At 59.9% G+C, this 23,928-nt stretch carries 20 protein-coding genes; 1 reads left to right on the top strand and 19 read right to left on the bottom strand.

Translation table 11 applies throughout. The features are described 5' to 3' along the window. Positions 1–3 precede the first annotated feature (3 nt). The 19 genes from PverR02_RS06760 to rpsB form a co-directional block, all read right to left on the bottom strand. The gene (locus PverR02_RS06760) at positions 4–1,635 is read right to left on the bottom strand and encodes a CTP synthase (RefSeq protein ID WP_026139768.1); all 1,632 of its coding nucleotides are present in this window, start codon (positions 1,633–1,635) and stop codon (positions 4–6) included. Positions 1,636–1,908: 273 nt separating this feature from the next. Next, positions 1,909–3,228, bottom strand: coding sequence for a tRNA lysidine(34) synthetase TilS (gene tilS, locus PverR02_RS06755; RefSeq protein WP_079442989.1), 1,320 nt, complete (start codon positions 3,226–3,228; stop codon positions 1,909–1,911). Between the two features lie 161 nt (positions 3,229–3,389). Continuing rightward, positions 3,390–4,337, bottom strand: coding sequence for an acetyl-CoA carboxylase carboxyltransferase subunit alpha (locus PverR02_RS06750; RefSeq protein WP_017844753.1), 948 nt, complete (start codon positions 4,335–4,337; stop codon positions 3,390–3,392). Between the two features lie 138 nt (positions 4,338–4,475). Beyond that, positions 4,476–7,997: a DNA polymerase III subunit alpha gene (gene dnaE, locus PverR02_RS06745; protein WP_046384461.1), complete on the bottom strand. Its 3,522-nt coding sequence runs from the start codon at positions 7,995–7,997 to the stop codon at positions 4,476–4,478. Positions 7,998–8,073: 76 nt separating this feature from the next. Continuing rightward, positions 8,074–8,706 (bottom strand): ribonuclease HII, encoded by a 633-nt coding sequence (gene rnhB, locus PverR02_RS06740; protein ID WP_079442988.1) that lies wholly within the window; start codon positions 8,704–8,706, stop codon positions 8,074–8,076. Then, entirely contained in the window at positions 8,703–9,842 is a 1,140-nt protein-coding gene (gene lpxB, locus PverR02_RS06735; protein WP_017844750.1) for a lipid-A-disaccharide synthase, read from the bottom strand. The genes rnhB and lpxB overlap by 4 nt, the downstream gene beginning before the upstream one ends. Before the next feature lie 2 nt (positions 9,843–9,844). Next, the gene (gene lpxA / locus PverR02_RS06730) at positions 9,845–10,621 is read right to left on the bottom strand and encodes an acyl-ACP--UDP-N-acetylglucosamine O-acyltransferase (protein WP_046384462.1); all 777 of its coding nucleotides are present in this window, start codon (positions 10,619–10,621) and stop codon (positions 9,845–9,847) included. Beyond that, positions 10,618–11,058: a 3-hydroxyacyl-ACP dehydratase FabZ gene (gene fabZ, locus PverR02_RS06725; RefSeq protein WP_003172281.1), complete on the bottom strand. Its 441-nt coding sequence runs from the start codon at positions 11,056–11,058 to the stop codon at positions 10,618–10,620. Before fabZ ends, lpxA begins: the two co-directional genes overlap by 4 nt. A gap of 110 nt (positions 11,059–11,168) precedes the next feature. Continuing rightward, a complete protein-coding gene (lpxD, locus tag PverR02_RS06720) occupies positions 11,169–12,224 on the bottom strand; it encodes a UDP-3-O-(3-hydroxymyristoyl)glucosamine N-acyltransferase (protein ID WP_017844748.1) in 1,056 nt (351 codons plus the stop codon). A gap of 3 nt (positions 12,225–12,227) precedes the next feature. Further along, complete coding sequence (locus tag PverR02_RS06715) at positions 12,228–12,731, bottom strand: OmpH family outer membrane protein (protein ID WP_003172279.1); 504 nt, start codon at positions 12,729–12,731, stop codon at positions 12,228–12,230. A 44-nt stretch (positions 12,732–12,775) separates the two neighbouring features. Then, positions 12,776–15,163: an outer membrane protein assembly factor BamA gene (gene bamA, locus PverR02_RS06710; RefSeq protein WP_046384464.1), complete on the bottom strand. Its 2,388-nt coding sequence runs from the start codon at positions 15,161–15,163 to the stop codon at positions 12,776–12,778. Positions 15,164–15,237: 74 nt separating this feature from the next. After that, entirely contained in the window at positions 15,238–16,590 is a 1,353-nt protein-coding gene (gene rseP, locus PverR02_RS06705) for a sigma E protease regulator RseP (RefSeq protein WP_017844746.1), read from the bottom strand. 53 nt (positions 16,591–16,643) lie between these two features. After that, positions 16,644–17,834: a 1-deoxy-D-xylulose-5-phosphate reductoisomerase gene (gene ispC / locus PverR02_RS06700; RefSeq protein WP_017844745.1), complete on the bottom strand. Its 1,191-nt coding sequence runs from the start codon at positions 17,832–17,834 to the stop codon at positions 16,644–16,646. After that, a complete protein-coding gene (locus PverR02_RS06695) occupies positions 17,831–18,637 on the bottom strand; it encodes a phosphatidate cytidylyltransferase (RefSeq protein ID WP_017844744.1) in 807 nt (268 codons plus the stop codon). The genes ispC and PverR02_RS06695 overlap by 4 nt, the downstream gene beginning before the upstream one ends. Further along, positions 18,637–19,392, bottom strand: coding sequence for a polyprenyl diphosphate synthase (gene uppS, locus PverR02_RS06690; protein ID WP_017844743.1), 756 nt, complete (start codon positions 19,390–19,392; stop codon positions 18,637–18,639). Before uppS ends, PverR02_RS06695 begins: the two co-directional genes overlap by 1 nt. A 16-nt stretch (positions 19,393–19,408) precedes the next feature. Beyond that, a complete protein-coding gene (gene frr / locus PverR02_RS06685; RefSeq protein ID WP_046384466.1) occupies positions 19,409–19,966 on the bottom strand; it encodes a ribosome recycling factor in 558 nt (185 codons plus the stop codon). Further along, positions 19,963–20,706: a UMP kinase gene (gene pyrH, locus PverR02_RS06680; RefSeq protein WP_003172271.1), complete on the bottom strand. Its 744-nt coding sequence runs from the start codon at positions 20,704–20,706 to the stop codon at positions 19,963–19,965. The genes frr and pyrH overlap by 4 nt, the downstream gene beginning before the upstream one ends. Before the next feature lie 210 nt (positions 20,707–20,916). After that, entirely contained in the window at positions 20,917–21,780 is an 864-nt protein-coding gene (tsf, locus tag PverR02_RS06675) for a translation elongation factor Ts (protein ID WP_046384467.1), read from the bottom strand. A 191-nt stretch (positions 21,781–21,971) separates the two neighbouring features. After that, positions 21,972–22,709: a 30S ribosomal protein S2 gene (gene rpsB / locus PverR02_RS06670; RefSeq protein WP_017844740.1), complete on the bottom strand. Its 738-nt coding sequence runs from the start codon at positions 22,707–22,709 to the stop codon at positions 21,972–21,974. A gap of 389 nt (positions 22,710–23,098) precedes the next feature. On the opposite strand from rpsB, the gene map reads away from it, so the two are divergent. Next, a complete protein-coding gene (gene map, locus PverR02_RS06665) occupies positions 23,099–23,881 on the top strand; it encodes a type I methionyl aminopeptidase (RefSeq protein ID WP_017844739.1) in 783 nt (260 codons plus the stop codon). Positions 23,882–23,928 lie beyond the last annotated feature (47 nt).

Below are 23,928 nucleotides of genomic sequence, written 5' to 3'. Positions count from 1 at the left end.
GCTTCACGCCTTCTTCTGATGTTGCGTCAGTGCTGCTTTAACGAAACCGCTGAACAACGGGTGACCGTCGCGCGGCGTCGAGGTGAACTCAGGGTGGAACTGGCAGGCCACGAACCATGGATGATCCGGCGCCTCGACCACTTCGACCAGCTTGCCGTCACCGGAGCGACCGGAGACTTTCAGGCCGGCTGCTTTGATCTGCGGCAGCAGGTTGTTGTTCACTTCGTAGCGGTGACGGTGACGCTCGACGATCACGTCCTTGCCGTAGCAGTCGTGGACCAGCGAACCCGGCTCCAGCAGACAGTCTTGCGCGCCGAGGCGCATGGTGCCGCCCAGGTCGGACGATTCGGTACGGGTTTCAACGGCGCCGGTGGCGTCTTCCCACTCGGTGATCAGGCCTACGACCGGGTGGCCGCTGGAATGATCGAACTCGGTGGAGTTGGCGTCTTTCCAGCCCAGCACGTTACGAGCGAACTCGATAACGGCCACTTGCATGCCCAGGCAGATCCCCAGGTACGGCACCTTGTGCTCACGAGCGTACTGCACGGCGGTGATCTTGCCTTCCACGCCACGCAGGCCGAAACCGCCTGGAACGAGGATCGCGTCGACGCCTTCGAGCAGCGCGGTGCCTTGGTTCTCGATGTCTTCGGAATCGATATAGCGCAGGTTGACCTTGGTACGGTTGCTGATGCCGGCGTGGCTCATCGCTTCGATCAGCGACTTGTACGCGTCCAAAAGCTCCATGTACTTGCCGACCATGGCGATGGTGACTTCGTGCTCAGGGTTGAGCTTGGCGTCGACCACGGCTTCCCACTCGGACAGATCCGCGCCGCCGCATTGCAGGCCGAAACGCTCGACCACAAAATCGTCCAGGCCCTGGGAATGCAGGATGCCCGGGATCTTGTAGATGGTGTCGGCGTCTTCCAGGGCAATCACCGCACGCTCTTCAACGTTGGTGAACTGCGCGATCTTGCGACGCGAGGAAATATCGATCGGGTGATCGGAACGGCACACCAGCACGTCCGGCTGCAGGCCGATGGAACGCAGTTCCTTGACCGAGTGCTGGGTTGGCTTGGTTTTGGTTTCGCCGGCGGTGGCGATGTAGGGCACCAGTGTCAGGTGCATCAGCATCGCGCGCTTGGCGCCGACTTCGAAACGCAACTGGCGGATGGCTTCGAGGAACGGTTGGGATTCGATGTCACCCACGGTGCCACCGATCTCGACCATCGCCACGTCGGCATCGCCCGCGCCCTTGATGATGCGGCGCTTGATTTCGTCGGTGATGTGCGGGATCACCTGGATGGTTGCACCCAGGTAGTCACCACGACGCTCCTTGCGCAGCACGTGTTCGTAGACACGGCCGGTGGTGAAGTTGTTGTTCTGGGTCATGGTCGTGCGGATGAACCGCTCGTAGTGGCCCAGGTCCAGGTCGGTCTCGGCGCCGTCGTGGGTGACGAACACTTCACCGTGCTGGAACGGGCTCATGGTGCCCGGGTCAACGTTGATGTACGGGTCCAGCTTGAGCATGGTGACCTTAAGTCCCCGCGCCTCCAGGATGGCCGCCAATGAAGCGGAGGCAATGCCTTTCCCCAATGAAGAAACAACACCGCCCGTGACGAATATGTAGCGCGTCATGAAAAACCCTAGAAGTCTGCGTTAAAGCGGTCCGAGCCGCCGGGGAAAGCGAAGGAAGGCCGAAGCCCCCGATCACCTGCATTAATCACAGTGCACCTTTCAAAAAAACCGCCGCGTGGTGACAGACCAGCAATGAAACACCGGTACGTTGATCGCTACACATTTTTTGGAATCGCCCAGCAAAGACTGCTTGGTAATCGGCAACTGCTGCGATTCAGGCGAATCCACAGAAGTTGTATCAAGAAGGGAGCGTAGTCTACCGGAAAGGCGCTATCAGCTCAAACCTTGATCGCAGGTCTGTGGCATCCAATGTAATTGCCAGCCGTCATTCGACGTCTTCCAAAGCCCTGCAAGGCTGGGCACAGCCAGCAATTGCTCGCCCCGATACAGCAGCGGCAATCTGCCACGGACAAAACCCGGCAGCCCACTTTCGTTGAGCAGACGCTTCAAATCGCGCCGACCGCGCCCCGGAATGTCGATGATTTCGCCGCCCTGGCGATAGCGAACCTGCAACACGCCCTCGGGAACCCGACCGATCAACCGGAGTTGGCCATTACCCGGTAACTCTAGCGGGTTTTGCGGCTGTGCCCAGCTCACCGATGCGTCGGAAAACTCCGACCAACCGGAGGGCAGCCACCAGATGCGCTCGCCGCAACGGTGCAGATCGCCGTTGGCCAAGCGCCACAGGGGTTGTGCATCGAGCTTGGCGTCGCGCAGGGAATGCCAGCCGGCCCAGTGGTCGCTGTCGGGTAAACGCGTCAGCGGGCTCAGCCAATGGCGCAGGGCGTTGCGTTGACGCGCGTCGGAAAGCTCACACAACGGCGCCAGGGCCAAGGACGGCAAGGGCAGCCACGGAAAAGGCGAAGGCTGCTCGGCGGCTTGCAGGTCGATGTGCGCCAACTCGTCCAACAGACCTTGGGCTTCGCTCAAATGTTCAGCGGCACGGGCCAGGTTGGCCACGGCCTGGGGCCAGCGCTCGGTCAGCCGCGGGAATACACGATGGCGCAGGTAATTGCGCGAAAAGCGGGGATCGGCGTTGGAAGGGTCCTCGATCCACGTCAGTTGGTGCTCCTCGGCGTAGGCCTGCAGCTGCGCGCGTGAACTGCGCAGCAACGGCCGCAGCAGATGACCGCCCGCCAGCGCACGCTGCATCGGCATGGCCGCCAACCCTTGCACCCCCGCGCCGCGCAACAGACGAAACAGCAAGGTTTCGGCCTGATCGTCGCGGTGCTGGCCGATGAGCAACACTTCCCCTACCCCGACCACCTCACTGAATGCCTGATAGCGCGCATCACGGGCCGCACGCTCCAGGCTTGCGCCAGCCCGCACCTGCACGCACATCACCCGCAACGGCACGCCAAGGGCGTCACAGACCGACTGACAATGAGCGGGCCAGGCATCGGCCGCAGCTTGCAGGCCATGGTGGACATGAACAGCGTCGAGCGTAGGAAGCTTCTCAGTTTTGGCGAGATTTGCCAGAAGGTGCAGCAGGACGGTGGAATCAAGCCCGCCGGAAAAAGCGATATGCCAGACCGGAGCGTTGCGCCAGGGCGCCAGGGTTTGCAGGAGTTTGGCGGAGAGTAATGGTTTCATCAGATGTTACCGCCGCAAACCTGGAATACGTTGGCCAAGCATACACAAAGCAAATGTGGGAGGGGGCTTGCTCCCGATTGCGGCAGGTCAGTCACCAGATGCATTGACTGACACTCGGCAATCGGGAGCAAGCCCCCTCCCACATTTTTTACGGCTGCGGTTTAGAGACCGTAGCTCATCAGGCGCTCGTAACGCCGGGCCAACAGTGCTTCGGTATCCAGCTTCTTGAGCATCGCCAGTTGCGAACCCAGTTCGGCACGGATGGTCGCGGCAGCGGCGGCCGGATCGCGGTGGGCGCCGCCCAATGGTTCGGCGATGACTTTATCCACGATACCCAGGCCCTTGAGGCGATCGGCGGTGATGCCCATCGCTTCGGCAGCGTCCGGCGCTTTCTCGGCGGTTTTCCACAGGATCGAGGCGCAACCTTCTGGCGAGATCACCGCGTAGGTCGAATATTGCAACATGTTCAGTTGGTCGCAGACACCAATGGCCAACGCACCGCCGGAACCACCTTCACCAATCACGGTGGCAATGATCGGGGTTTTCAGGCGGGACATGACGCGCAGGTTCCAGGCGATCGCTTCGCTCTGGTTGCGCTCTTCGGCGTCGATACCCGGGTACGCGCCCGGGGTGTCGATGAACGTCAGGATCGGCATCTTGAAGCGCTCGGCCATTTCCATCAGGCGGCAAGCCTTGCGGTAGCCTTCCGGACGCGGCATGCCGAAGTTACGGCGGACTTTCTCGCGCACTTCACGGCCTTTCTGGTGACCGATCACCATCACCGGCTGGTCGTCCAGGCGAGCGATACCGCCCACGATGGCGGCGTCGTCGGAGAAGTGGCGGTCGCCGTGCAGCTCGTCGAACTCGGTGAAGATGTGCTGAATGTAGTCCAGGGTGTACGGACGGCGCGGATGGCGGGCCAGGCGCGCAATCTGCCAGCTGGTCAACTTGCCGAAGATGTCTTCGGTGAGCGAGCTGCTCTTGTCTTGCAGGCGAGCGATTTCATCGCCGATATTCAGCGAGTTGTCATTGCCGACCAGGCGCAGTTCTTCGATCTTGGCTTGCAGGTCAGCGATCGGCTGTTCGAAATCAAGAAAATTCGGGTTCATAAGCGTCCGTCTTGGGTCGACGGCCAAGGAGTGCCTGGCCAGCCGGTTGTCTATTCGCGCCCTACCTTAAGGGAGAGGCGCGTCTAGGTCGAGATTAAATGTTTGGTCGAGATCAGGCTATTTGCCATCACCTGATCGTCAACGGTATTGGAGGAAGACGTTGTCACGACCGAACTGGTCACGCAATGCTTGAATCAAGCCATCAGCGGGATCAATTCGCCAGGTCTCGCCGAACTGCAGCATGGCCTTGGCGTCGTTACCGGTGTATTCCATGGTCACCGGGCATGCGCCACGGTGGCGTTTGAGCAAGTCCCCCAACCAGCGCAGCTGATCGCCCTTGAGCGCCTCGGTCTTGACCTTCAAGCGCAGGCTTTCGGCCAGGTTGGTGCGCGCGTCTTCCATGCTCATCACGCGCTTGATCCGCAGGCGCAGGCCGCCGGAGAAGTCGTCGTTGCTGACCTCCCCTTCCACCACCACCATGGCGTCGGTCTGCAACAGCGACTGCGCCGAATGGAACGCATCGGCAAACAGCGACGCCTCGATCCGGCCGGAGCGGTCGTCGAGGGTGATAAAGCCCATCTTGTCGCCCTTTTTGTTTTTCATCACCCGCAGGGCGATGATCATGCCGGCGACGGTCTGGGTGTCGCGCGCCGGTTTCAGGTCGATGATGCGCTGACGGGCGAAACGACGGATTTCCCCTTCGTATTCGTCAATCGGGTGACCTGTCAGGTACAGGCCCAGGGTGTCTTTCTCACCTTTGAGGCGTTCCTTGAGGGTCAGCTCCTTGGCCTTGCGATGGTTGGCGTAGACATCCGCGTCTTCTTCGACGAACAACCCGCCAAACAGGTCGGCGTGACCGCTGTCGTGGGTGCGGGCGGTCTGTTCGGCGGCCTTGATCGCTTCTTCCATGGCGGTCAGCAGCACCGCGCGATTGCGGTCGATATTCGCCTGGTAGGCCTTCGGCTCATCATGGAAATACGGGCCGAGACGGTCGAGGGCGCCGCTGCGGATCAAGCCATCGAGGGTACGTTTGTTGATGCGCTTGAGGTCGACCCGCGCGCAGAAATCGAACAGATCCTTGAACGGGCCGTTTTGGCGCGCCTCGGTGATCGCTTCCACCGGGCCCTCGCCCACCCCCTTGATCGCGCCCAGGCCATAGATGATGCGGCCTTCGTCGTTCACGGTGAACTTGAACTCCGAGGCGTTCACGTCCGGCGCGTCGAGGCGCAGCTTCATGGTTCGCACTTCCTCGATCAAGGTCACGACCTTGTCGGTGTTGTGCATATCCGCCGAGAGTACCGCGGCCATGAACGGCGCCGGGTAGTGGGCCTTCAGCCAGGCGGTCTGGTACGACACTAGGCCGTAGGCAGCGGAGTGGGATTTGTTGAAGCCATAACCGGCGAATTTTTCCACCAGGTCGAAAATGTTACCGGCAAGGTCGGCGTCAATATTGTTGGTGGCGCAACCCTCGATGAAACCGCCGCGCTGCTTGGCCATTTCCTCGGGCTTTTTCTTACCCATGGCGCGACGCAGCATGTCCGCACCACCGAGGGTGTAACCGGCCATGACCTGGGCGATCTGCATCACCTGTTCCTGGTACAGGATGATGCCGTAGGTCGGTGCCAGTACCGGCTTGAGGCCTTCGTACTGGTAGTCCGAGTGCGGGTAGGCCAGTTCGGCGCGACCGTGCTTACGGTTGATGAAGTCATCCACCATGCCCGATTGCAGCGGGCCCGGACGGAACAGGGCGACCAGTGCGATCAAGTCTTCCAGGCAGTCGGGCTTGAGCTTTTTGATCAGCTCTTTCATGCCGCGGGATTCCAGCTGGAACACCGCCGTGGTTTCGGCTTTTTGCAGCAGGCTGTAGGTCGGCTTGTCATCCAGCGGGATAAACGCGATGTCCAGCGGTGCTTCGCCGACCTTGGCACGGTCGCGGTTGATCGTCTTGAGCGCCCAGTCGATGATCGTCAGAGTCCGCAGGCCGAGGAAGTCGAACTTCACCAGGCCGGCCGCCTCCACGTCGTCCTTGTCGAACTGGGTCACCAGGCCATCGCCTTCTTCGTCGCAATAGATCGGCGAAAAGTCGGTGAGCTTGGTCGGCGCGATCACCACGCCACCGGCGTGTTTACCGACGTTACGCACCACGCCTTCGAGCTTGCGCGCCATCTCCCAGATTTCGGCGGCTTCTTCGTCGACCTTGATGAAGTCGCGCAGGATTTCTTCCTGCTCGTAGGCCTTTTCCAGGGTCATGCCGACTTCGAACGGGATCATCTTCGACAGGCGATCCGCCAGGCCGTAGGACTTGCCCTGCACCCGGGCCACGTCGCGGATTACCGCCTTGGCCGCCATGGAACCGAACGTGATGATCTGGCTCACGGCGTTGCGGCCATACTTATCGGCCACGTATTCGATCACGCGGTCGCGACCGTCCATGCAGAAGTCGACGTCGAAGTCGGGCATGGAGACCCGTTCCGGGTTAAGGAAGCGTTCGAACAGCAGGTCATATTCCAGCGGGTCGAGGTCGGTGATCTTCTGCACATAGGCAACCAGCGAGCCGGCACCCGAGCCCCGGCCTGGACCGACCGGCACGCCGTTACTCTTGGCCCACTGGATAAAGTCCATCACGATCAGGAAGTAACCGGGGAACCCCATCTGGATGATGATATCCAGCTCGAAATTCAGCCGGTCGACGTAGACCTGACGCTTGGCTTCGTAATCTTCGGTGGTGTCCTTGGGCAGCAGGACCGAGAGGCGTTCCTCCAGGCCATCGAACGACACCTTGCGGAAATACTCATCGATGGTCATGCCTTCGGGAATCGGGAAGTTGGGCAGGAAGTGCTTGCCCAGCTTCACTTCGATATTGCAGCGCTTGGCGATTTCGACGGAGTTTTCCAGGGCCTCGGGCAGGTCGCTGAACAGCTCGGCCATTTCCTCGGCGCTTTTGAGGTATTGCTCTTCGCTGTAGTTTTTCGAGCGGCGCGGGTCATCCAGGGCCCGGCCTTCGCCGATGCACACGCGGGTTTCGTGGGCTTCGAAATCTTCTTTCTTGATGAAGCGCACATCGTTGGTCGCCACCAGCGGCGCGCCCAGCTTGTCGGCCAGGGCCACGGCGGCGTGCAGATGTTCCTCATCGTTGGGGCGGTTGGTGCGCTGGACTTCCAGGTAGAAGCGGTCAGGGAACACGGCCATCCACTCGCGGGCCAGTACTTCGGCTTCCTGCGGGTTGCCGCCCAGCAGCGCGATCCCGATCTCACCCTCTTTGGCCGCCGAGAGCATGATCACGCCCTCGCTGGCCTCGGCCACCCACTCGCGCTCGATGATCACCGCGCCGTTGCGCTGGCCGTCGATGAAGCCACGGGAAATCAGTTCGGTGAGGTTGCGATAACCGACGCCGTTCATCGCCAACAGGCTGATGCGGCTCAGAGGGTTATCCGGGTCTTTGTTCGACAGCCACAGGTCGGCGCCGCAGATCGGCTTGATGCCGGCGCCCATGGCGTTCTTGTAGAACTTGACCAGGGAACACATGTTGTTCTGATCGGTGACCGCGACGGCAGGCATGTTCATGCCCACCAGGGTTTTGACCAGCGGTTTGATCCGTACCAGGCCGTCGACCAGGGAGTATTCAGTGTGCAGGCGTAGGTGAACGAATGAAGCCGGCATAGTGATCCTGTCTTAAACGTAGAAACAACAAGGCCCGGGATTGTACCGGGCCTGGGCAAAAACATCAGCCTCGCGACTAAACCTCGCTGAGGCTCTCGCGCTGTTCGTAAGCCAGGCGCACCGGGGCGAACGAGCGGCGGTGGATCGGCGTCGGGCCGAGACGGGCCAGCGCTTCCAGATGAACGGGCGTCGGGTAGCCTTTATGGCCCGCGATGCCATAGCCGGGGTAGATCAATTCGAACGCAGCCATTTCACGGTCACGGCTGACCTTGGCCAGAATCGAGGCGGCCGCGATGGCAGGCACCTTACTATCACCCTTGACCACCGCTTCAGCCGGCATCGCCAGTTTCGGGCAGCGATTGCCATCGATCATCGCCAGTTTCGGGGTGATATGCAGGCCCTCGACGGCGCGCTGCATGGCAAGCATGGTGGCGTGGAGGATATTCAACTCGTCGATCTCTTCGACTTCGGCCCGGGCGATATGCCAGCTCAGGGCTTTCTCACAGATCTCGTCGAAGAGTTTTTCCCGACGCGCTTCGGTGAGTTTCTTCGAGTCGTTGAGGCCGAGGATCGGCCGATTCGGATCAAGAATCACCGCCGCCGTCACCACGGCACCACAGAGCGGGCCGCGCCCGACTTCATCCACGCCGGCCACCAGTTCGTGGGCTTGCGCGACCAGGCTGAAATCCAGCCCCATTTCCGTCGTCATAGGGCTTCCTGTTTATGGCCGATCAAGGTCAACACGGCATCCGCCGCCTGGTTTGACGCATCGCGCCGCAGGGTGCGGTGGATCTCGTCAAAGCCGCGGGTCTGCTCTTCGCCGCCGTCGATCAAGGGGAGTAGCGTCTGCGCCAGGGCTGCGGGCGTTGCATCGTCCTGCAACAATTCCGGCACCAACAGGCGCTGGGCCAGCAGATTGGGCAAGGAGATGTAGGGGCTTTTAACCATGCGCTTGAGAATCCAGAAGGTCAGCGGCGCCAGGCGGTAAGCCACGACCATCGGACGCTTGTACAGCAACGCCTCCAGGGTCGCGGTACCCGAAGCGATCAGCACCGCGTCGCACGCCGCCAGGGCCAGGTGCGACTGACCATCAAGCAGGGTCAACGGCAGGTTGCGCCCTTGCAGCAAGGTTTCGATCTGTGCGCGACGTTGCGGGCTCGCACACGGCAGCACAAAGCGCACGCCAGGCTTCATGATCAGCAGGCGCTCGGCGGCATCAAAAAACAGCGCGCCCAGGCGGCCCACTTCGCCACCCCGACTGCCCGGCATCAGCGCGACCAGCGGGCCGTCCGGCAAGCCCAGTTCGGCACGCGCCGCAGCACGATCGGCGTGCAGCGGGATGGTGTCGGCCAGCGTGTGCCCGACAAACCGCACCGGCACGCCCTTCTCTTCGTAGAAACGGGCTTCGAACGGCAGCAAGGTCAGCATCAAATCACAGCCTTCGCGGATCTTCAGCACGCGCTTCTGCCGCCACGCCCACACGGACGGGCTGACGTAATGCACGGTCTTGATCCCGGCCTGACGCAACTTGAGCTCGATATTGAGGGTGAAATCCGGCGCGTCGATTCCGATGAACACGTCAGGCTTTTCTTGGATCAGGGTCTGAATCAGCAGCTTGCGCCGTGCCAGCAGCTCACGCAGACGGCCCAGCACTTCCACCAACCCCATGACCGACAAGCGCTCCATGGGGAAGTAGGAGGTGAGGCCCTCAGCCTGCATCAACGGGCCGCCCACGCCAATGAACTCGACCGCCGGATGCTGGGCCTTGAGCGCCCGCATCAGCCCCGCGCCCAGGATATCGCCGGAAGCTTCCCCGGCGACCAATGCGATACGCAGATTGGCCATGATCAGCGCGTGATGCCGCGGGTCGACGCCTGGATCGAGTCACGGAACACCGCGACTTCCGGGAACAACATTGCCGGCTCGGTCAGTTCAGCCAATGCCTGCTCAACCGTCAGGCCCTGGCGGTAAACCACCTTGTAGGCGCGACGCAGGGCGTGGATCGCATCGTCGCTGAAACCACGACGGCGCATGCCTTCGAAGTTCATGCTGCGGGCTTCGGCAGGGTTGCCGAACACCGTGACGAACGCCGGGACATCCTTGCCGATAGCCGTGCCCATGCCGGAAAAACTATGGGCGCCGATGTGGCAGTACTGATGCACCAGGGTGAAACCGGACAGGATCGCCCAATCGTCAACGTGTACATGGCCTGCCAACGCGGTGTTGTTGACCAGGATGCAGTGGTTGCCGATCACACTGTCGTGGCCGATATGCGCGTAAGCCATGACCAGGTTGTGATCACCCAACGTGGTCTCGGCACGGTCCTGCACGGTGCCACGGTGAATGGTCACGCCTTCACGAATGATGTTGTGATCACCGATTACCAGGCGTGTTTCTTCCCCCTTGTACTTCATGTCGGGGGTGTCTTCGCCTATCGAGGAAAACTGATAGATGCGATTGTGCCTGCCAATGCGGGTCGGTCCCTTGAGGATCACGTGCGGCCCGATGACAGTCCCCTCGCCGATTTCCACACCTGCGCCGACGATCGACCAAGGGCCGACCTCAACGTCGGCGGCCAGTACGGCCGACGGATCGATGATTGCGCGAGGGTCAATCAAACTCATAGTTTGCGTTCCGCGCAGATGATTTCGGCGGAGCACACCGGCTTGCCATCCACCGAGGCCTGGCATTCGAACTTCCAGATCTGGCGCTTGCAGCTGATGAACTTGGCTTCCAGGATCAACTGGTCACCCGGGGTGACCGGGTTGCGGAAACGCAACTTGTCGGAGCCCACGAAATAATAAAGCGTGCCGTCGGCAGGCTTGAGGTCGAGCATTTTGAAACCAAGGATACCGGCAGCCTGGGCCATTGCTTCGATGATCAACACGCCCGGCATGATCGGATGCGCGGGAAAGTGGCCATTGAAGAACGGTTCGTTGATGCTGACATTCTTGTAGGCACGAATGCGCTTTTCCTCAACATTGAGGTCCACTACACGGTCCACCAGCAGGAACGGGTAACGGTGAGGCAGGTATTCGCGAATCTCGTTGATGTCCATCATTTCGGGGGGAAGCCTGTAATAAAGATTGGGGGCGGGCGACTAAACGCACGCCCCGCTAGCAAATCAAGGAGGCAGTCTAGCGGCTGTGCACACTTGATATGGAAATGGTATCAGCCTTCTGATGAAGCATTACCGCCAGGGGTCACGTCCCCAACACGCTTTTCCAGCTGCTTGAGACGTCGAGCCATGTCGTCGATGTGCCTCAAACGCGCCGCACTCTTGCGCCATTCAGCCGCAGGCTGCATGGCGGTACCGGACGAATAGGCACCGGGCTCGGTAATCGAGTGGGTGACCATGGTCATGCCGGTGATGAAGACGTTGTCGCAAATATCGATGTGCCCAACCAGCCCTACGCCACCGGCGAGCATGCAATGCTTGCCGATCTTGGTGCTGCCGGATATGCCTACGCAGGCCGCCATGGCGGTGTGATCGCCAATCTGTACGTTGTGGGCAATCTGGATCTGGTTATCGAGCTTCACGCCATTACCGATCACGGTATCGGCCAAAGCCCCGCGATCAACAGCGGTATTGACGCCGATTTCCACATCGTCGCCGATCAATACGCCGCCGACCTGGGCAATCTTGTGCCAAACGCCTTTCGAATTGGCAAAACCGAAGCCTTCACCACCGATCACCGCGCCCGACTGAATGACCACCCGCTGCCCGATACGCACATCGTGGTACAGGGTCACGCGGGGCGCCAACCAGCCATCGGCACCGATTTCACAGCGTGCGCCGATAAAGCACTGAGCGCCCACGGTGACACCGGCGCCAATGCGCGCGCCACTTTCGATCACGGCAAAGGCGCCAATGCTCGCCGCAGGATCAACCTGGGCATCATCGGCGATCACCGCCGTCGGGTGAATCCCTCCAGCCGCCTTGGGTTTCGGATCGAACAGGTGGGATACCCGCGCATAAGCGAGGTACGGATCAGGCACCACCAGCGCATCCCCGGCGTAACCCTCGGCGTCAGCAGCCTTCAGCAGCAGGGCTGCGGCTTGGCTATCGGCCAGGTATTTACGGTATTGGGGATTTGCGAGGAAGCTCAACTGAGATGGGCCAGCCTCCTGCAAGGTGGCTAGCCCAGTGATTTCTTTCTCCGGGGAACCACGCAAGGTGGCTCCCAGGAACTCGGCCAACTCGCCGAGCTTGATAGTCGCGGTCATGGCTTACTTCAGCTGGTTCATGCGCTCGATCACCTGGCGGGTGATGTCGTATTGAGGCTTGACGTCAATCACGGCGCCGCGCTCGAACACCAGGTCAAAGGCACCTTTCTTGATGACTTCTTCCACAGCGCTGTCGAGTTTCGGCTTGAGCTGCTTGAGCATTTCGCGGTCGGCAACAGCCTTGGCTTCGTTCAGCTCCTTGGACTGGAACTGGTAGTCACGGGCCTTTTGCTTGAATTCAAGCTCCAGGCGCTCGCGCTCGCCTTGCTGCATCTTGTCGCCACCGGCTACCAGACGATCCTGGATGCCCTTGGCACTGCTTTCCAACGTTTTGAGCTTGGTCAGTTGCGGACCGAACTTCTTCTCGGCATCCACCGCGTACTTCTTGGCCGCGTCGGATTCCAGCAGGGCCATCTGATAGTTCAGGACGGCGATTTTCATCTCGGCGAAGGCCGGGGTGGTTACCAGCACAGTGGCCAGCAGAACCAATTGAGTCAACTTACGCACGATGTACTCCTACAGATCCGTTGTCGTTATCTTGGGTCAGACGCTTAGAACGTCTGGCCGAGGGAGAATTGGAAAATCTGGGTTTCAGCGTTATCCGGTTTCTTGATTGGCATAGCCAGAGCAAAGCTCAACGGACCAAGCGCAGTCACCCACGTCACGCCAACACCTACGGAGCTCGCCAGGTTGCTGAGGCTTACTTCGTTACACTGGGTATTGGACTTCACGCCAGTCGGGTTGGTGACCTGATCGCACTTGGAGTCGAATACGTTACCCACATCCCAGAAAACCGAAGTACGCAGGGACCGCTGATCTTTCACGAACGGCAGTGGGAACAGGATCTCGGCACCACCCTGGATCAGCACGTTACCACCGAATGGCAGTGCGCTAGTGTCCGTATCCGCCACGGTACCGGTGTTACCGGTCACGCCAGCGCCACGGCTAGGGGTACCACGAGGACCCAAGGTGCTGTCCTTGAAGCCGCGAACCGAGTTGAAACCACCTGCATAGTAGTTCTCATAGAACGGCAAGCCGTTGGTCGAACCATAACCGTCGCCATAGCCCAGTTCAGTGTGCAGGCGCATGGTGTAGTTGTCGCTCAAAGGCTGGAACAACTGGCCACGGTAGTCGAGCTTGAAGAACGACAGGTCGCTGCCCGGCGTGGTGGCTTCCAGGGTCACGCTCTGGGAGTGACCGCGGGTGGCCAGTACGCCTTTGTTCAGGGTCGACTCGGACCAGCCGGCAGACGCCTTGAAGTTCAGGAACTTGTCGCCTTCGCGACGGGTGAAGTCGAAGATCTCATCCACGGTGTACACACCGGTCTTGATCTCATCCTGCTGCGCGGTCAGGCCGAAGGTCAGACGCGAGGTCTCACTGATCGGGTAACCGATGTTGACGCCAGCACCCAGGCTGTCGATCGCATAGCTGGCAACGTTGACGTCGAGGTCTTTGTAGTCGGTGGTGCGATAGAAGGCGTTGTAGCCCAGGCTCACACCGTCAGCGGTCCAGTAGGGGTCGACATAACCGAAGTTATAGCGGCTCTGGTATTCGCTGCGGGTCAAGCCGATGGAAACCTTGTTACCAGTACCGAGGAAGTTGTTCTGGGTGATCGAACCACCGAGGATCAGGCCGGCACTCTGTGCGAAACCGACGCTGGCGGTGATCGAGCCCGAGGCTTGTTCTTCAACGGCGTAGTTCACGTCAACCTGGTCGTCCACACCCGGTACGGCTGGGGTTTCGACGTTGACTTCCTTGAAGAAGCCCAGACGTTCAAGACGGGTCTTGGACTGGTCGATCAGGTAGGTCGACGCCCAGCCACCTTCCATCTGACGCATTTCACGACGCAGCACTTCGTCCGCAGACTTGGTGTTGCCACGGAAGTTGATGCGGTTCACGTAGGCACGCTTGCCCGGGTCGACCACGAAGGTGATGTCCACGGTGTGGTCGTCATCGTGCGGAGTCGGCACGCCGTTGACGTTGGCGAAGGTATAGCCTTCGTTACCCAGGCGACGGGTGATCAGTTCGGACGTGGTGGTCATCAGCTTGCGCGAGAACACCTGGTCTTTCTGCACCAGCAACAGGGCCTTGACCTGGTCTTCAGGCACTTTCAAGTCGCCGCTGAGCTTGACGTCGCGGACCTTGTACTTCTCACCCTCGTTGACGTTGACGGTAATGTACACATGCTTCTTGTCAGGGGTGATGGACACCTGGGTCGAAGCGATATCCATGTTGATATAGCCACGGTCCAGGTAGTAGGAACGCAAGCGCTCCAGGTCACCGGAGAGTTTTTCACGGGCGTACTTGTCGTCGTTCTTGAAGAACGACAGCCAGTTGGTGGTCTTGAGCTCGAACAGGCCGATCAGGTCTTCATCAGGGAACTTGGTGTTGCCCACCACGTTGATGTGCTGAATGGCCGCCACGGTGCCTTCGTTGATGTTGACCTTGAGGCCGACACGGTTACGAGGCTGCGGGACCACTTCCGTTTCCACGGTCGCGGAGTAGCGGCCCTGGGCAACGTACTGGCGTTGCAGCTCGTTACGCACACCCTCGAGGGTGGCGCGCTGGAAGATCTCGCCCTCGGCCAGGCCGGATTGCTTGAGGCCCTTCATCAGGTCTTCAGTGGAGATCGCCTTGTTACCCTCGATCTCGATACTGGCGACGGAAGGTCGCTCGACGACGGTGATGACCAGGACGTTACCTTCGCGACCCAGTTGGATATCTTGAAAGAACCCCGTTTTGAACAGCGCACGAGTGGATTCCACCAGGCGACGGTCATCAGCCTGTTCCCCGACGTTCAACGGCAAGGCACCAAAGACGCTACCCGCGGAAACCCGCTGGAGGCCGTTGACGCGAATATCGGAGATAGTGAAGGACTCGGCGTGAACTTCGGCGATCATCAATACGGTGAGAACCGCAGTTAGCAGCAGACGTTTCATGAAGTCCTTTCTTATTCCAACTGGCAATAAACAAACTGCCGCAAAATGCGGCAGATTCGCAATTCAGCGAAGCGTTACAGTCGTCCCAGATCGTTGACCAAGGCTAACAACATCACCCCGACCACCAAACTGATACCGATCTGTATCCCCCAACCCTGCACCCGATCCGACAAGGGGCGACCACGCACCCACTCGACCAGATAAAACAACAGATGCCCCCCATCCAATACTGGAATGGGCAACAAATTCAGAACACCCAGGCTAATACTCAGATAAGCCAGGAAATTCAGGAAATCCGCGACACCCGACTGGGCAGAAGCGCCCGCCACTTTAGCAATGGTTATCGGCCCACTCAAGTTTTTTACCGAGAGCTCGCCGAACAACATTTTCTTGAGCGATTCGAGAGTCAGCACGCTCATGGTCCAAGTGCGTTTCGCACCCTCGCCAATTGCCGCCAACGGCCCGAAACTGACTTCGCGCATCATCGACGGCGGCCACTCCGGGCTTTTCACGCCGGCACCGAGGTAACCCCCGGCCGCCTTGGCTTCCCCGCGAACCGCCAGGGTTACGGGGACGTCGATTTGAGCACCATCGCGCTCAACTTTCAGCACAATTTTGGTATCAGGCCGTACACGCACCAGGTCGACCACTTGCTGCCAGTCGCCCAGCGCCTGGCCATCGAGGGCCAGCAGGCGGTCGCCGGTTTTCAGACCTGCGGCCTGGGCCGGGCCTTTCGGGTCAAGCTCGGCGAGCACCGGCGGCAAGGCCGGGCGCCATGGGCGAATGCCCAGGGACTTGATCGGGTCCGGCTCATCGGCCCCCTTGAGCCAATGGTCGAGGGCCAGTTCACGCGGGGTCTCGGCGGAAGAGTCCTGCTCGCGCACCACCACCTTGACGGTGCCGCTTTCGCCCAGGCGACGTACCAACTGCAAATTGACCGCACCCCAACCGGTGGTTGGTTCGCCATCAATGGAAACAATTTCCTGCCCGGCGACCAATCCCGCCTTCGCCGCCATGCTGTCCGCTTCAACCGCGCCGATCACCGGACGTATCTGTTCGCTGCCGAGCATGGCCAGGAACCAGAAGAACACCATGGCCAACAGGAAATTGGCGATCGGGCCGGCGGCGACAATAGCGATGCGCTGACGAACGGTCTTGCGATTGAAGGACTGATCCAGTTGATCCGCCGGCACTTCGCCTTCGCGCTCATCGAGCATCTTGACGTAGCCGCCCAAGGGGATGGCCGCGATCACGAACTCGGTGCCGCGGCGGTCGTGCCAACGCAGCAACGGCATGCCGAAACCAACGGAAAAGCGCAGTACCTTGACGCCGCAACGACGCGCCACCCAGAAGTGGCCGAACTCGTGGAAGGTAACCAGCACACCCAGAGCAACCAGGGTGCCGACAATCATGTAAAGCGCACTCATCTAATTTCTCCGCATTCCAATCCAGTGCCTGAAGACGCAAACACGCCCAAAGACTAACGCGCGTTGCGGTTCAACCATTGTTCGGCCAGGGCGCGGGCCTTGGCATCCGCCTCGAACACTGCCCCCAGATCATTCACAGCCACCACGGGTTCAAGACTCAGAACATCCTCGATGATACTCGCGATCTGCGGAAAGCGGATGCGCTGTTCGAGAAACGCCGCCACCGCCACCTCGTTAGCCGCATTGAGCATCGCCGGCGCGCTGTTGCCCGCCTCCGCGGCTTGCCGCGCCAGGCGCAGGCATGGAAAGCGCTGCTCGTCCGGCGCCTCGAAGTCCAGGCGTGCAATCGCGAACAGGTCCAACGGTGCAACACCAGAATCGATCCGCTCAGGCCAGGCCAGGGCATTGGCGATCGGCGTCCGCATGTCGGGGTTACCCAACTGCGCCAGCACCGAGCCATCCACATAGTCGACCAGGGAATGAATCACACTTTGCGGATGAATCACCACCTCGACCTGATCGGGCCGCGCATCGAACAACCAGCAGGCCTCGATCAACTCCAGGCCCTTGTTCATCATGCTGGCCGAATCCACGGAGATCTTGCGCCCCATGGACCAGTTCGGATGGGCGCACGCCTGATCCGGAGACACATGCTCCAGGTCCGCCAGCGGAGTTTTGCGAAAAGGCCCACCGGATGCTGTCAGCAAAATCCGGCGTACACCGACCTGGCTCAGGCCGCGGGCAAAATCGCCGGGCATGCACTGGAAAATCGCGTTGTGCTCACTGTCGAGCGGCAGCAATACCGCCCCGCTCTTGCGCACCGCCTGCATAAAGAGCGTGCCGGACATGACCAACGCTTCTTTATTAGCCAGCAGGATCTTCTTGCCCGCATCGACGGCGGCCAGGGTCGGGCGCAAGCCAGCGGCGCCGACGATGGCCGCCACCACGGCATCCACCTCGGCATCGGCCGACACCTGGCACAACCCTTCCTCGCCCACCAGCACCTGAGTAGCCAGGCCGGCGGCGCGCAGGTCATCCTGCAAGCCTCGCGCGGCGGCGACCCCAGGCACGACGGCAAAACGTGGCGCATGGCGCACGCACAACGCCAGCAGCTCAGTCAGGCGAGAGAAGCCGGTCAATGCGAAAACTTGATAGCGTTCCGGGTGGCGCGCGATCACATCCAGGGCGCTCAACCCTACCGAGCCGGTCGCACCCAGCACGGTGACCTGTTGCAGGCGGCTCACGACGCAGCCATCCACAACAGCACGGCAAAGATCGGGATCGCAGCGGTCAGACTGTCGATACGGTCCAGCACGCCGCCATGGCCCGGCAACAGATTGCTGCTGTCCTTGATCCCGGCCTGGCGCTTGAACATGCTCTCGGTGAGGTCGCCCACGACCGAGATCAATACGACGATGGCCGCGCCCAGCAAGGCCAGGCACAGCTCTTTCACCGACCAGCCACGCACAACACCAACCACGAGCGTGATCACCAAGGTCAAGGCCAGGCCGCCGTACACGCCCTCCCAGCTCTTGCCCGGGCTGACCGCCGGCGCCAGCTTGCGCTTGCCGAAGGCCCGACCGGAGAAGTAGGCACCGATATCGGCACCCCAGACCAACACCATCACCGCCAGGATCAACTCATTGCCGATCGGAAAACGCTTGATCTCCACCAGCCCTTGCCAGGCCGGCAGCAGAATCAACAAGCCGATCACCAGCTTGCAGGCAACACTGGACCACTGGCTGCTGGTGCGCGGATAAGTCAACACCAGGAAGGTCGCCAACGCCCACCACAGCACCGCCGCACCCAACACCCAAGGAGCGAGATCGGGGAGGATGTACATCAGGAACAGCAACAGCGCCACGATGGCGGCATACACCACCCGCGGCAACTGCGCACTGAAGCCGGCCAGGCGCGCCCATTCCCAGGCACCAAGCGTCACGACCAGGCCGATGAACAGCGCAAAGCCGGATCCGTCGAGCAGAAAAAAGCCACACAAGGCAATCGGCAGCAGGATCAGTGCAGTGATGATTCGTTGTTTAAGCATTAAACCCGGGCTCCAGCTTCGATCTGCTCGCTCGTTTTACCGAAGCGACGCTGACGGGAAGCGAAATCGGCCAGCGCTTTACGCATGGCATCGTGTTTGAAGTCCGGCCAGAACAGGTCGGAGAAATACAGCTCGGTATAGGCCAACTGCCACAACAGGAAATTACTGATGCGGTGCTCGCCACCGGTACGGATGCACAAGTCCGGCAGCGGCAGGTCGCCGGTAACCAGGCAGGTCTGCAACAGTTCGGGCGTGATTTCGTCCGGCTGCAGGTGGCCGGCCTGCACTTCGCGGGCAAGCCGTTGCGCAGCCTGGGCGATGTCCCACTGACCACCGTAGTTGGCAGCAATCTGCAGCACAAAACGGTTACTGCCGGCGGTAATGGCTTCGGCCTCACGCATGGCCGCTTGCAGCTCCGGGTGGAACCGCGAGCGATCACCAATGATGCGCAGCGTGATGTTGTTGTCGTTGAGGCGCTTGGCCTCACGACGCAGAGCCCTGAAGAACAGATCCATCAAGGCACTGACTTCCTCGGCCGGGCGCTGCCAGTTTTCACTGGAAAACGCGAACAAGGTCAATACTTCGACCTTGGCCTCGGCGCACACCTCGATCACTGCCCGTACCGCATCGACACCCGCTTTGTGCCCGGCGACGCCAGGCAGGAAGCGTTTTTTCGCCCAGCGATTATTCCCATCCATGATGATCGCGACATGGCGCGGCACCACGGAGGGCACAGTCTGCTTGGTCTTTTCCATGAAAGCGCCCTGACCCTTATACGGCCATCAAGTCCGCTTCTTTTTGCTTGGTGGCCGCATCGATATCAGCTTCGGCCTTGTCGGTCAGCTTCTGGATGTCAGCCGCCGCACGGCGCTCTTCGTCTTCGCTGATTTCCTTGTCCTTGACCAGCTTCTTCAGCTCGCCCAGGGCATCGCGACGGATGTTGCGCACGGCAACACGTGCATCTTCTGCTGCGCTGCGCGCCTGCTTGGTGAAGCCCTTGCGGGTTTCTTCAGTCAGGGCAGGCATGGAAATCAGCAGCAACTCGCCCAGGTTGGTCGGGTTGAGGTTCAGGCCGGCGCTCTGGATCGCCTTGTCGACCGCCGCGAGCATGTTGCGCTCGAAGGCAACGACTTGCAGGGTGCGCGAGTCTTTTACGGTGATATTGGCCACTTGGGTGATGGAGGTGTCGGCACCGTAGTACGGCACCATCACGCTACCCAGAATGCTGGGGTGCGCCTTGCCTGTACGAATCTGGCCGAATGCATGGGCCAGAGACTCCAGGGATTTGTGCATACGCGCTTGGGCGTCTTTCTTGATTTCGTTGATCATTGTTGGCCTTCCTCGATCAGAGTGCCTTCCGCGCCGCCGTGTACGATGTTCAGCAGGGCGCCGGGCTTGTTCATGTTAAATACGCGCAGCGGCATCTTGTGGTCGCGGCACAGGCAAATTGCCGTCAGGTCCATCACGCCCAGCTTGCGATCCAGCACTTCATCGTAGGTCAGATGATCGAACTTCTCGGCATGCGGGTCTTTGAATGGATCTGCAGTGTATACGCCGTCGACTTTGGTCGCTTTCAACACGACGTCAGCATCGATTTCAATCGCACGCAGGCATGCGGCCGAGTCGGTGGTGAAGAACGGGTTGCCGGTACCGGCGGCGAAGATGACCACTTCCTTGGCGTTCAGGTGGCGCATGGCTTTGCGACGGTCATAGTGATCGGTCACGCCTACCATGGAAATAGCCGACATCACGATCGCCGAGATGTTGGCGCGCTCCAGCGCATCGCGCATGGCCAGGGCGTTCATCACAGTGGCCAGCATGCCCATGTGGTCGCCGGTGACCCGGTCCATGCCCGCCGCACTCAGTGCGGCACCGCGGAACAGGTTGCCACCGCCAATCACCAGGCCGACCTGCACGCCGATGCCGACCAATTGGCCAACTTCCAGCGCCATGCGGTCGAGTACCTTGGGATCGATCCCGAACTCTTCCGAGCCCATCAGGGCCTCGCCGCTGAGCTTGAGTAGAATGCGTTTATAGCGAGCCTGATAACCACTGCCCTGCTGAGCCATTGCGAATCTCTCCTGCGGCGTATTTTAAAAAATTCTTGGCGAGCCGTTTACGGCTTGCGTTCACTCTAGCTGGACGCTATCACAGCGCCATCGGAACACGGCTTTGTAAGCCAGTTCCGAAGGGAAGCCAAATAAAATTAGCCTTCCCATTTGAAAAGAGGCTGCGCGCGTGAGCGGGCAGCCTCTTTCGGGCGACAGTTGAAAACCGTCTTATTGCTTGGCGGCAGCCAGCTGGGCAGCAACTTCTTCAGCGAAGTTGTCGACCGGCTTCTCGATGCCTTCGCCTACTTTGTAGTAAGTGAAGGAAACGATTTCAGCACCGGCTTTCTTGGCCAGTTCGCCAACCTTGATTTCAGGGTTCTTGACGAACGCCTGCTCAACCAGGCTCGCTTCAGCCAGGAACTTGCTGATACGGCCTTTGATCATGTTTTCAACGATGTTTTCTGGCTTGCCCGCGATCTTGTCAGCGTTGAGGCTCAGGAACACGGCTTTTTCGCGTTCGATGGCTTCAGCGGACACTTCCGATGGCAGCAGGAATTCAGGGTTGCTGGCCGCTACGTGCATAGCGATGTCTTTGGCCAGCTCAACGCTGCCGCCTTTAAGGGCAACCACAACGCCGATCTTGTTGCCGTGCAGGTAACCACCGACAACATCACCTTCAACGCGAGCCAGGCGACGGATGTTGACGTTTTCGCCAACCTTGCCGACCAGTACCAGGCGATCAGCTTCTTGAGCGGCGATCAGCGGAGCGGCGTCAGTCAGCTTGTCAGCGAACGCTTTCTCAATGCTGGCAGCAACAAATGCCTTGAAGTCGTCCTGCAGAGCCAGGAAGTCGGTCTGCGAGTTCACTTCCAGCAGAACTGCGGATTTACCGTCTTCTTTCAGCGCGATGGCGCCTTCAGCAGCAACGTTGCCTGCTTTCTTGGCAGCCTTGATGGCGCCCGAAGCACGCATGTCATCAATGGCTTTTTCGATGTCGCCGCCAGCCTTGGTCAAGGCTTTTTTGCAATCCATCATGCCTTCGCCGGTACGCTCACGCAGTTCTTTAACCAACGCTGCAGTAATCTCTGCCATTTCAAAATCCTCTTGGATAGGTTTTCAACCATTCCACCCGATCAAACGGGCGATCAATTCTTCCCGAATCACCCTTGTAGGCCGCTGCACGTTACAGATGTTGTAGCTGCGCTGCCGACAAATGGTTTTCGAGGGGGCAAAAAGGGGGCCAAGCCCCCTTTTTGCTTACTGAGTCAACGCCAGGGCGTCAATTACTCAGCTGCGGCTACCGGAGCTTCTTCAGCGAACTGCTCGGTACCACCAGCAACGTGGTTGCGACCGCGGATGACAGCGTCAGCCATCGAACCCATGTACAGCTGGATAGCGCGGATGGCGTCATCGTTGCCTGGGATGATGTAGTCAACGCCTTCTGGGCTGCTGTTGGTATCGACTACGCCGATAACAGGGATGCCCAGCTTGTTGGCTTCGGTGATCGCAATGCGCTCGTGATCAACGTCGATAACGAACAGTGCGTCAGGCAGACCGCCCATGTCCTTGATACCACCCAGGGAACGATCGAGCTTTTCCAGGTCGCGAGTACGCATCAGCGCCTCTTTCTTGGTCAGCTTGGCGAAAGTACCGTCTTCGGCTTGCACTTCAAGGTCACGCAGACGCTTGATGGAAGCACGGATGGTTTTGAAGTTGGTGAGCATGCCGCCCAACCAGCGGTGATCGACGTACGGCGAACCGCAACGTGCTGCTTCTTCAGCAACGATCTTGCCAGCGGAACGCTTGGTGCCGACGAACAGAATCTTGTTTTTGCCCTGGGCCAGACGCTCTACGAAAGTCAGAGCTTCGTTGAACATTGGCAGGGTTTTTTCAAGGTTGATGATGTGGATCTTGTTACGCGCGCCGAAAATGTATTTACCCATTTTCGGGTTCCAGTAACGGGTCTGGTGACCGAAGTGCACACCGGCCTTCAGCATATCGCGCATGTTGACTTGGGACATGATAGTTCCTTAATAAGTCGGGTTTGGCCTCCACGTATCCCAATGACCAACCAGCGGCATCAAGGCCTCCGGCACCCAGGTCATCGTGTCGACACGTGTGTGGATTTAAGCTTCGCGGGGTATCCCCGGAAAGCGGCGCATTTTATACCACACGAAGGGAAAAAACGAAACCCGCAATCACATTTGCCGCCAACGACTTTTGCGCAACCCTTTGAATCGCGCCACTATAGCCCCACCTTATAGAGATAACCGATGGCCAGACGCTCATGGTTTGCCGCCCGCGTCTGGTAGAATCGCGTTTTTCAGGGCTTGTGCGAATTCTGCAACCTTTTGTCGCACACCCGTAAACCGTATTGATTTCAGCGCCTCGCGCTAGAGAGAGAGCCTGTATGACCGTTACCTTGAAAACCGCCGAAGACATTGCCGGCATGCGCGTTGCCGGCAAACTGGCGGCCGACGTGCTGGAAATGATTGCCGAACACGTCAAGCCCGGCGTCACCACCGAAACGCTGGACCGCATTTGCCACGACTATATAGTCGACGTGCAAAAAGCTATCCCTGCCCCGCTGAACTACAAGGGCTTCCCCAAGTCGATCTGCACCTCGATCAACCACGTGGTCTGCCACGGGATTCCCGGCGACAAACCGCTGAAAGACGGCGACACCCTGAACATCGACGTCACCGTCATCAAAGACGGCTACCACGGCGATACCAGCCGCATGTTCCATGTCGGCACCGTGCCGGTCTGGGCCGAGCGCCTGTCCCAGGTGACCCAGGAATGCATGTACAAGGCCATTGAAATCGTCAAACCCGGCTGCCGCCTGGGCGATATCGGTGAAGTGATCCAGAAGCACGCTGAAAAGAACGGCTTCTCGGTGGTCCGTGAGTTCTGCGGCCACGGCATCGGCAAGGTGTTCCACGAAGAGCCGCAGATCCTGCACTACGGCCGCGCCGGCACCGGCATGGAACTCAAAGCCGGCATGACCTTTACCATCGAGCCGATGATCAACCAGGGCAAGGCCGACACCAAGGTGCTGGGCGACGGCTGGACCGCCATCACCAAGGACCGCAAGCTCTCCGCCCAGTGGGAACACACCCTGCTGGTCACCGACACCGGCTACGAGATCTTCACCCTGCGCGCGGACGACACCATCCCACGCATCTCGGCGTAACGGCTGCCCTGGTTTTCCCAGACTGTGTTGTGACTGACTGATAGATA

Source organism: Pseudomonas veronii (assembly GCF_002028325.1).
Taxonomy (GTDB): Bacteria; Pseudomonadota; Gammaproteobacteria; order Pseudomonadales; family Pseudomonadaceae; genus Aquipseudomonas; species Aquipseudomonas veronii.
The sequence above is the reverse complement of the archived record's forward strand: the minus strand, read 5'-3'. Positions and strand labels throughout refer to the sequence as shown.